Annotated in this window: 10 protein-coding genes and 2 pseudogenes; 7 read left to right on the top strand and 5 right to left on the bottom strand. The window is 50.7% G+C overall.

Annotated features, from left to right (window positions below):
• The 4 genes and pseudogenes from KDK15_RS16950 to KDK15_RS16935 form a co-directional block, all read right to left on the bottom strand.
• Window positions 1-404: pseudogene (locus tag KDK15_RS16950) on the bottom strand (ISAs1 family transposase); the annotation flags it as partial.
• A 278-nt stretch (window positions 405-682) separates the two neighbouring features.
• Window positions 683-2896: a polysaccharide biosynthesis tyrosine autokinase gene (locus KDK15_RS16945; protein ID WP_257296570.1), complete on the bottom strand. Its 2214-nt coding sequence runs from the start codon at window positions 2894-2896 to the stop codon at window positions 683-685.
• Between the two features lie 100 nt (window positions 2897-2996).
• Window positions 2997-3569: a polysaccharide biosynthesis/export family protein gene (locus KDK15_RS16940; RefSeq protein ID WP_257296569.1), complete on the bottom strand. Its 573-nt coding sequence runs from the start codon at window positions 3567-3569 to the stop codon at window positions 2997-2999.
• A gap of 196 nt (window positions 3570-3765) precedes the next feature.
• Window positions 3766-4959: a hypothetical protein gene (locus KDK15_RS16935; protein ID WP_257296568.1), complete on the bottom strand. Its 1194-nt coding sequence runs from the start codon at window positions 4957-4959 to the stop codon at window positions 3766-3768.
• Between the two features lie 361 nt (window positions 4960-5320).
• On the opposite strand from KDK15_RS16935, the gene KDK15_RS16930 reads away from it, so the two are divergent.
• The 5 genes and pseudogenes from KDK15_RS16930 (at window position 5321) to KDK15_RS16910 (ending at window position 7784) form a co-directional block, all read left to right on the top strand.
• Window positions 5321-5851 carry a hypothetical protein gene (locus KDK15_RS16930; protein WP_257296567.1) on the top strand — a complete coding sequence of 177 codons (531 nt, stop codon included), beginning with the start codon at window positions 5321-5323 and terminating at the stop codon, window positions 5849-5851.
• A 305-nt stretch (window positions 5852-6156) separates the two neighbouring features.
• Window positions 6157-6641: pseudogene (locus KDK15_RS16925) on the top strand (undecaprenyl diphosphate synthase family protein).
• A 352-nt stretch (window positions 6642-6993) separates the two neighbouring features.
• Window positions 6994-7242, top strand: a complete 249-nt coding sequence (locus tag KDK15_RS16920) for a CopG family ribbon-helix-helix protein (RefSeq protein WP_257266787.1) — start codon at window positions 6994-6996, stop codon at window positions 7240-7242.
• Window positions 7239-7514 (top strand): type II toxin-antitoxin system RelE/ParE family toxin, encoded by a 276-nt coding sequence (locus tag KDK15_RS16915; protein WP_257296566.1) that lies wholly within the window; start codon window positions 7239-7241, stop codon window positions 7512-7514. Before KDK15_RS16920 ends, KDK15_RS16915 begins: the two co-directional genes overlap by 4 nt.
• Window positions 7515-7574: 60 nt before the next feature.
• Window positions 7575-7784 (top strand): hypothetical protein, encoded by a 210-nt coding sequence (locus KDK15_RS16910; protein WP_257296565.1) that lies wholly within the window; start codon window positions 7575-7577, stop codon window positions 7782-7784.
• Here KDK15_RS16910 and KDK15_RS16905 read toward each other — a convergent pair.
• Window positions 7781-8272, bottom strand: coding sequence for a DUF29 domain-containing protein (locus tag KDK15_RS16905; RefSeq protein WP_257296564.1), 492 nt, complete (start codon window positions 8270-8272; stop codon window positions 7781-7783). The genes KDK15_RS16910 and KDK15_RS16905 overlap by 4 nt on opposite strands.
• Window positions 8273-8315: 43 nt before the next feature.
• Here KDK15_RS16905 and KDK15_RS16900 point away from each other — a divergent pair, with 43 nt between their 5' ends.
• Window positions 8316-8720 (top strand): hypothetical protein, encoded by a 405-nt coding sequence (locus tag KDK15_RS16900; protein ID WP_257296563.1) that lies wholly within the window; start codon window positions 8316-8318, stop codon window positions 8718-8720.
• A complete protein-coding gene (locus tag KDK15_RS16895; RefSeq protein WP_257296562.1) occupies window positions 8707-8901 on the top strand; it encodes a hypothetical protein in 195 nt (64 codons plus the stop codon). The genes KDK15_RS16900 and KDK15_RS16895 overlap by 14 nt, the downstream gene beginning before the upstream one ends.
• Window positions 8902-8958 lie beyond the last annotated feature (57 nt).

The following is an 8958-nucleotide window of genomic DNA, read 5'->3' as shown; positions in this document are numbered from 1 at the left end:
CATCAAAGATATCACTTACAATGTGAAGGCGTGTTTCCATTCTACCATGACTTTTTCTCTTCGGTTCTGAACGTGTCGCCTTTCCATTGATTCACTTTTTCAATAGAAAAATGATTCTCAAATGCCTCATGATGCTTGCCCTGGTTACCTTTTACCGCTAACAAATAATCAGCGCCTTTATCCACGATTTTTTTAGCAATCTCCCTCTGACACCCCATGGCGTCTATGGTTACGAGGCACCTGCGAACTTCCAGAAGATCAAGTAGTTCAGGTATGGCGGTAATCTCGTTACTTTTATCATTAATTTTAATTTGGCCAAGAACTAATTCGTTTGCAGTAGCAAACGCACTCACCATGTGAATTGCACCTTTGTCCTTGCATTTATCGTAAGACCCTCTTGCAGTTTATGGTCTACTTTCCATTGCTGACGTGAGTCTTCCACAAGTCTGTATCTGGCGAGTTATCAAGTTCCCCGGATGCAGGGTTTGCCAAATCGTTTTTCCGGGTCAGTTTCTATATATTTCAGGTAATCCATCTGTTCCATTTTATCGTTCTCTTATTGCTGGCAACAGTTTAGCCCAGTTGGAATAAAAACGCTTTCCGCCGCCCGCTTCCCGCTGCCCGTAAAAGCATTAGTCTTGCGTCTTTTTCGGGTAGCGGGCGGCGGGTAGCGCCTGAGGCCTCAGGATGCTCCGGAATAATAACCGGTAGAGTCGTAATACCCCTGGTTATAGCCATAGGTATCTCTGGCTTTCGGGTTGATCTTGTTCAACACTGCCCCGGTCACTGGTGCCCGGGCTTGCAGCAGCCGCCCTACGGCGGCGCTCACCGAGTTAGACTGCATACGGCCTGCTTCAACCACGTAGACTAAGCCGTCACAATGGCGGGATACCATCAACACATCGCTGACGTTTTGTACCGGCGGGCAGTCCAGCACCACGTAGTCGTAATGCTCTCGCAGTTTTTTCAGCAGGGTGGCAAACCGTTCCGTAGAGAGCAGCTCTTGTGGATTGGGTGGCACCATACCGCAGGGGATGGCATCAATGCCTTCCAGCTTGTGAACCGCCTCGCTGACATTTGCCGTACCAGCCAATAAGTTTGCCAGGCCCACTGAGCCACCTTTGATATTAAAGTTTTTACCCACCACCGGGCGGCGCAGGTCACAGTCGACCAGCAGAGTTTTGCCCAGTTGCCCCAGAGAGAGCGCCAGGTTGGAGGCTACGGAGGATTTGCCCTCACCGGGAACTGTGGAGGTAACGGTAAATAGCCGGTGCTGCTGATCCATGGCGGTCAGGTTGACACTGGTGCGGATGGTGCGTACTGCTTCGCCAAAGGCAGCCTGCTTTTTATCGGGAAACAGGTTGAACACACGGTCCAGCACGGTTTTGTCGGTTAGTTTGGGTAATACTCCAAGTACCGGCAGATTGAGTTTTTCTTCCACATCCCGGGTGGTGCGGATGGTATTGTTGAGCATCTCCAGCAGGAAGGCGATTCCGCAGGAGATCAGCAGGCCCATCAGCATGGCCACTGCAACAATCAGCTTTTTCTTGGGTTTGACCGGGATTTTCGGCGTAAAGGCTTTATCCACTATCCGGGCGTTGGCGGTTTGCAGGTCGCTGGTAGCCGAGGTTTCCTGAATTCGTTTGAAGAAGGCATCGTACAGGTCTTTATTGGTCTGAACCTCCCGTTCTAAAGCACGCAGGCGGAACTCTTTGCGGTTGGTTACCTGGATACGCTGCTTCAGCTCTTCCACTGCGGCAGAGAGGCTGCGCTCATTGGCTTTATCGATTTCGTATTCCCGCTCTACCCCTTCGACGATATTGCGGATCTGAACATTCATATTTTGCTGAATGCTCTCCAGCTCAGACTTTGCTGATATCATTTTCGGGTGTTTCGGGCCATAACGCCGGGTAAGATCCGTAACCAGTCTCTCGACTTTGGACTCTTCCTGCTTCAGGTTTTGGATTAAAGGATGTTTAAGTACCGCTTGCAGGGACTGGCTATCACCCTTGCGCATCGCCCCGGAACGGATCTGTTTATAGATATTCTCAGAAACTGCCAGCTTGCTGCGTACCTGCACCAGGGCATTGGTCAGGGCTTTCAGTTCATCACTGGAGGCATTCAGTACCCCTTCCAGTTCGATCAGGTTTTCCTGTTCCCGGTAATCCTGTAGCTCTTCTTCCGCTACTTTGAGTTTTTCGGAGAGTTCACCCATCCGGCCCTGCATCCAGTCTGTGGCGTTCAGGGTCAGGGCAAGTTTTGATTCCATATAGGATTCGATATAGGCATTGGCAATGGCGTTGGCGATTTTTGCGGCCAGTTGCGGTTTTTCAGATTGGGCGTGGATTTTTACGATCTGGGTTTTACGCACCGGCTCAATGGAGACACTGTCCGCCAGTATATTGATGGTATCGCGCATGATCATGCCCGGATCTTCCAGTGCTTCCGGCTCCTTCAGGCCAAACCAACTGCGCCAGTCCAGCATACCCTCATACCAGGGGGCTTCTTTCAGGCGACCATTGAATTCCGGATTGTTCAGCAGATCAAGTTTGTTGACTACCTTTTCCAGTACGCCACGGGATTTCAGCACCTCAAACTGGGTGTTGAGATAGCTGTCGGTTCCGCCATCAATGCCATAGACCTCTTCAATGGAGAGCACTTTGGCCTGTTCCTGTTCGATTTGCAGGGTGGCGGTGGCCTGGTAGATGGGTGTCATGGAGAACACCACAAGAATGGCCACCAGGGTGACCGCTGCGGTAAAACCTATAATGGCCCAGCGATGGCTGTTGAGCACATGGAAGATCTGGCGAAGGTCGATAATCTCTTCGTCCTGGGGCAGCCTTGTTTTGGCCGGGGCTGCGGGTGGCGATGACGCTTGTCTGGTTTCTGTGTTCATTGCTGTTTAATTTTTGAGGGGCAGGGAGTAAAAGATTTTCGCCACGGAGGAAAAGATTCTTTATAAAAGAAAAACTCCGTGTCTCCGTGGCAATAAAAAATCAGAAGAAGCTTTCACTGACGATGATTATGTCGCCAGGCAGAACCGAGTCGTTTAAGGACAGAGTTCGTTCTACTGCTTTGCCGTTTTCCTCTCGGGTGACGGTGATTCCTTTTTTCGAGGCCCGCTGGGTAAAACCTCCCGCCAGTGCTACGGCTTTTTCCAGGGTCAGGCCCGGTTCAAAGGCAAAGCCGCCAGGCTCCTTGACCTCGCCGGAGACGAAGAACTTGCGGTACTCCATCATGGTGACACTGACCCTTGGGTCGATGTAATAGCCGTCTTTCAGTTTTTCGGTGATCAGCTTTTCCAGCTGGCCCAGAGTGAGGCCCTTGGCGCGGAACTCACCCAGGAAGGGGTAAGAGATACTGCCCGCATCCGTCAAGATCAATTCTTTTTCCATTCCCTCTTCTCCGTAGACGGAGATCATGATTTTATCCCCTGCGCCCAGTTTATAGCGGGACAGGCTCATGGGTTCAGCGGCCAGCAGCGTGGAGCTGAAGACCATTAGTAGCAGTAGACAGGTTATAGTCGTCAGCCGTCGTGCAGGGTTGAGTAAGTATCGTTCAGAGATCATTGTATAAACCCGACTGAAATCTCCTGAAAGGGTTGGGGATTGACTGAGGAGATGGGTGAAAAGAAGTTCTGAAGAGAAAAGCAGGCGGGATATTACACCAGCCTGCTTTTATTTTATACGCTTTCCGCAGCCCGCTTCGCTGCCCGTAAAAGCATCAAACAGTTCTTTTTCGGGAGGCGGGAAGCGGGTAGCGCTCTTAAAGGGCAATCGTGCCAGTCAGCATGTAGTAGTTTCTCTTATAGTCTTCCGCATCGGTAAAGCCGTTTTTGTCGGCTTCATCACGGTTGGTGTGTTGCCAGGAGGCTGAGACTTTGATGTTGCGTTTGATGTTCCAGTCTACCGCCAGACCCAGCTGGTTTACAGATCTGTCTTTCTTGGTGATACCGGTGCTGCCCTGTATTTTTTCGTCAGAATAGCTGTAGTTCGCCCGGGTGACGATTTTACCAGTCCACTGGTGCCGCCAGGTAAGACGTGTAGTGATACCTTGGGTAAAGTCTGCTTCAGCCGGGTTGTCTGATTCCAGGCCGTAGTCACGGGTAGTGCTCAGCTGGATTAATGAGTAATCCACTGGCAGGTAGCTTACACCCACTTCCCAACCAGTATAACCCTGGCGTTCAGTGCCGGTGGCATCACGGTAACGTCGACCCAGCTTGGCATAACCGTTGCTCTTGGCGGTGGCTTCCCAGTTCAGACCCACCAGGTAACTGGTGATATCGTAAGCTGCATTTTGCTGTTGCGTATAGTCCAGCTTGCGTTCCTTGATTTCCACCAGGGCACTGGTTTTGGGCATAAACTGGTAGTAGCCAGTGGCACCGTACTCAGTGGTTTTTCTGTCCTGACCACCGGCATTGTAGTTTTTCTTGTCGTAGCTGCCAAACAGGTCAGCACGCATTAGCGCCTCAAGAGAACCAAAGCCATATTTCAGGCTGCCCTGGGTTTTGTCGTATTCCGGGGTAGCTTTATCAATATCACCATTTACGGTAGAACCGGCATCGTGATAACGGCCAAAGTCAAATTTGGCATCTAACCGGTTACGACTGTTAAATTCCTGATGGATATCACCCTTAACGCCAACATCGGTAAAGTTCGCGTCTGACTGACTGGAGTAGCTGGTATTTCGGGCTGCCAGAGTTGCAGCGTAGGTGCTGAGGCCAGTTTGGGCTTTGAACTCAGCTTCGGCATTCAGCTTGTAAACTGTGGATCCCTTATCCGCCAGATCACCTTCGCCTTCACGATAAACATTATCGTCATAGCCGATACCGGCGCTGGCCATCGGTGTCATCTCTACCGGGCCCAGGTTGATGTGGCCAGCGTCCTCTACTGCAGCCACTGCGCTCATGCCATAACCGGCCAGCACGATGGCCAAGCCAAGCTGATTAAACTCCCTCATTTTAACTCTCTACCTCAAACTGGCTGTGCTTACCAGGCATGGATTTTGTTACCGTGGCTGGAAGATGAATATGGAAAGTGTGACATCGATCCCATAAAACCAACATATTCTACGGGTGGCAGGGATTAATTAATAGACGCCAATTGACTTTTTTTAGGGTTTGTATTGTAGGCGATGGATCAATATAATTTCCACCGCTGTCTCTACCTATATATATGAGTACAATAGTTGCTGTATAAAAAGGCGCAGAGAGATAAGTCGACCACTCTTCTGAAAAGCTGGCTGTTATTGATTTTCGGGTGACTGTCAGTGATAACGGACATTCAGAATGGGGTTACTGCAACACATTAAAGGAACAACGATGAAACCAAGACTCATACTTGCCTCCACTGCGCTGGCGATGGCGGCCCTCGCAGGTACCGCCCAGGCGGATCTGGCGCTGGATCTCGTCACCATGCCTGCTGATCAGGCGTTGACCAAAGCGATGCAGAGCGGTACCCAATCCATTGAAGCGGTGATTTCTGCGGCGGCTGTCAAACTGCAAGGTCAGCCTGAACTGCTGTCTTCATTAATTTCTGCCGCAATTAAAGCGTTCCCTGAACAGGCTGCGCAGATTGTTTCTGTCGCTATTGCCCAGGCACCTGGCCAAAGTGCAATTATCACCAGTGCAGCACTGGCGGCTACTGAAGGTGATACCGCGATGCAGGCTGCTATCAATCAGGCAGCAACCGATGCTGAACAGCAGTTGGTTCAGACTGAAACCACAGAAACTGAAGCAGAAACCGTGGAAGCAGAACAGACGGAAGCGCCTGCTGCCCAGCTCCCGCCACCACCGCCTCCTGCCAACTCTGGTTCCAGCGACCGACCTCCTTCGGTTAGTCCTACTAGCTGAGGCCTTTTGCTTGCGGAGGTAGCGTTAGTTTGTTGGGAAAAGTCACGAAATAACCACCCTGTTTTTTTTGCCACGGAGACACGGAGGCACAGAGAAAGACTTAAATAAAAGCTTTTCTCCGTGTCTTTGTGTCTCCGTGGCCAACCCGTTTTTCTTTGCAAAACAGCTTCGGCAAGCTATCTCAATACGACTCCTTGCTTAACTGAACCTGTTACCTCAGTCCTACGTCGTTTGTTTCTTGCTACACTTCTTTTTCCTACCTGAAAAATCGCCCGCAATGTTGATCGGTTTCAACAATTTTACTTATGGCTATCTCTGATCTCACACCCAAACCGCCCGAACATATTGCCATTATCATGGATGGGAATAATCGCTGGGTACGGCACAAGTTGTTACCGAGCCTGTCCGGGCTCGGGCTGCGTTGAATACGGTCAGGGAGGTGATCAAACGGTGTCGGGAGCTCGGGATTCCGTACCTTACCCTTTTTGCCTTTTCCAGCGAGAACTGGCGAAGGCCGGAAGCGGAAGTGACCGGTTTGATGCAAATGTTACTGAATGCGCTGAAGAAGGAAGCCCTGAAGCTGACGGAATACGATATCCGTCTGAAGATGGTAGATTTGCTGATCCGAACCAGTGGCGAGCAGCGGATCAGTAACTTTCTGTTGTGGCAGTGTGCCTATGCGGAGCTTTATTTCTGCGACACCCTCTGGCCGGATTTCACCGCGCAGGATCTGAATGCCGTCATTGCCGATTTTCAGAAACGTAACCGGCGGTTTGGCCGCAGCAATTGAAAGGCTGCTGCTTAACCAGTAAAGCCCCCCGCTTTAGCATTGTGAGCCACATTAAATGGATGGCATCAATTTCCCCATTTGATTCGGGAAGCACTGCTGATGGGTGCCTCTGTAAAGCGGCCGGTTTATGAATGAAGATGGAGAGATCGCCCGTAAGGTTCGTGAGATTGAAGAAGAGATTAAGAAGCTGAAAAAAGTATTCAGTCTCATTATGGGTACTATAGGTCTCATTTTGAGACTTTTCATTCTGGCTTGTTGGTATAAGCGGTATCTGATTTGCGTTATCTGTTGATCGCTCTATAATTGTATTACGGTGTAATACGGCGTTATACAATTATAAGGAGTGACAACCATGGCAATGATCGCGAAACCAGTAAGGTTTGAGGAAAAACAGCTGGAGCAGTTAAGCCAGCTGGCCCGGCAAGAGGATAGGGATGTGTCCTGGCTGATCCGGCGGGCGGTTCAGGAGATGCTTGATGCCCGTGACTGGCAGCTGAAGAAAACCGAAGCGACTATCGCAGCGGTTGAGGCCGGTGAGATGGAGACCATTCCCCATGATGAAGTGGTCAGGAGGCTGAAGGAAAGGGGTAGGCTGTCTTGATTGAATGGAGTTCAGCCGCGCTTGAACAGCTGGAAGAGCACTGCGAGTTTATAGACAATCATGTTGAGGGAATCGCGTCTGAGGATGTTGTGGTTGAGATTGTGGATACAATTGCCAGTCTGGAACGGTTTCCGAAAATGGGCCGGCAGATTAAAAACAATATCTATAAATTAACCGCAGTCTCTTCCAGATACATCATTCACTACACCATTGGTAATACGGTAAGAATCGAAGGTATCTATCATTACCGGCAAAATCGCGACAGCCCTTAGCAAAAACGTCGTAAACCCTCGCCCAATGCGGGCGAGGGTTTACGACGTTTTTGCTAAAACATGGCCTTTGATCTGGAAACATGCCGCAGCAAGGACGAACTGGAATCCTTTGCCCGGCAGATGTTTGATGGGCAAATTCTGGAACTGCCGGTCACTTCTGACCGTGGCTTCCGACTCCCTGCAGGCCGAGGCAGTCGCTGGCAGTTTGAGTTGGCAGGTACCGATACCATGACTGCTGTGATTGTTGCCAGTTCGATGGCGGAGCTTTAGGGCAGCCAGTCCTCATCAATGATTTGCTCAAAAGACCACGGGCATTCCATGGGAAAGCTACGGCAGGTCAACTGTTGTTGTGGCAGGAGATAGCGGTTCATTTCTTTGACTGCCAGTATTTTTGCCCTTTTATAGGCGGTTGCGGTGAGTTTGTCCTGCTGGCGTTTTAGCGATGGGGTATCTGTCAGAATATCTTTGGCATCGTCCCTTGCCCGGCCAATGGAGTCCAGCCAGTCCCGACAATCATAGGGTGCTGGCAAGCCAGGATTAACCTTTCGGGTTTGATAATCGTACTTCAGCAAATGCAGCAGAATGGTTTTCAGTTCCGAGGTGAGTGACCGGGGTTCACTTTTGCCCATATTGGCCACTTCCTCTGCCAGATTATTCAGGTCAAGTTGATCAAAGCGCCGTTGCCGGATCAGTTCCGCCTGTTGCTGTGTCCACTGATAGTAGTCGGTGACATACAGATTGTTTTTGCTGTTTTGCATTGCCTGCATCCTTTTATTCACTGTCCACAATTTTAGGATACCCATGCCCAAATTTCCCGCACTGCCCGCAACGGTAGACCGCTACGTGCGTGAGTTCCTGAACCGCCTGGCCGGTCGCAGCGGCAATGCCGGAGACAAAGCGGTGTTGCACAGTGAACTGGCAGAGCTGGGCCTGGCCGAAGAAATAGGACAGCGGTTAAGTTTGCCTGCCTCTGCCGTGGGTTCCATTACCAATACCCTGAAGCCGGTTCAGCCGGAAATCACGGTTCCGATTGATGGTGATGGGGATGGTGGAGTAACAGCGCCGGATGCACCCACCGCTGCCACCGGCCTGTCCACCAACGGCATTTTTGGTGCTGATGCTGGAAAGCCCGGAGCTTTCAGAACAGCCGTTTTCGGTGCGCAATATCGGCACCGAAGCAGAGCCGGAGTATGTGCTGATCTTTAACGGCTATCTGGCGGTGAACGGGCCGGTGAAAATCAACCAGCTTCAGTCCGGTGAATTGCAAAACGGGATGGCACTTACGGTTGGCCAAGGCTCTATTGAGCTGAGTACCGGCAGCGATGGGTTTGGCCAGATGGTACGGAAGTGCCTATCAGGCCAGCCTGGACCAGATGGGAACGTTTAATCCTCGACTTTAGACTTTGCATGACACGAAAGATTGGTCAGGTTCCGATAAAATAAC

Source organism: Endozoicomonas sp. YOMI1 (assembly GCF_024606345.1).
Lineage (GTDB): Bacteria > Pseudomonadota > Gammaproteobacteria > Pseudomonadales > Endozoicomonadaceae > Endozoicomonas.
The sequence above is the reverse complement of the archived record's forward strand: the minus strand, read 5'-3'. Positions and strand labels throughout refer to the sequence as shown.

What these genes read in the sequence shown, in the direction of transcription:
- KDK15_RS16910 (WP_257296565.1), top strand. Translation starts at nt 7,575, where the DNA reads ATGGCCTTTGATCTGGAAACATGCCGCAGCAAGGACGAACTGGAATCC.
- KDK15_RS16930 (WP_257296567.1), top strand. Translation starts at nt 5,321, where the DNA reads ATGAAACCAAGACTCATACTTGCCTCCACTGCGCTGGCGATGGCGGCC.
- KDK15_RS16935 (WP_257296568.1), bottom strand. Translation starts at nt 4,959, where the DNA reads ATGAGGGAGTTTAATCAGCTTGGCTTGGCCATCGTGCTGGCCGGTTAT.
- KDK15_RS16900 (WP_257296563.1), top strand. Translation starts at nt 8,316, where the DNA reads ATGCCCAAATTTCCCGCACTGCCCGCAACGGTAGACCGCTACGTGCGT.
- KDK15_RS16920 (WP_257266787.1), top strand. Translation starts at nt 6,994, where the DNA reads ATGGCAATGATCGCGAAACCAGTAAGGTTTGAGGAAAAACAGCTGGAG.
- KDK15_RS16940 (WP_257296569.1), bottom strand. Translation starts at nt 3,569, where the DNA reads ATGATCTCTGAACGATACTTACTCAACCCTGCACGACGGCTGACGACT.
- KDK15_RS16945 (WP_257296570.1), bottom strand. Translation starts at nt 2,896, where the DNA reads ATGAACACAGAAACCAGACAAGCGTCATCGCCACCCGCAGCCCCGGCC.
- KDK15_RS16905 (WP_257296564.1), bottom strand. Translation starts at nt 8,272, where the DNA reads ATGCAAAACAGCAAAAACAATCTGTATGTCACCGACTACTATCAGTGG.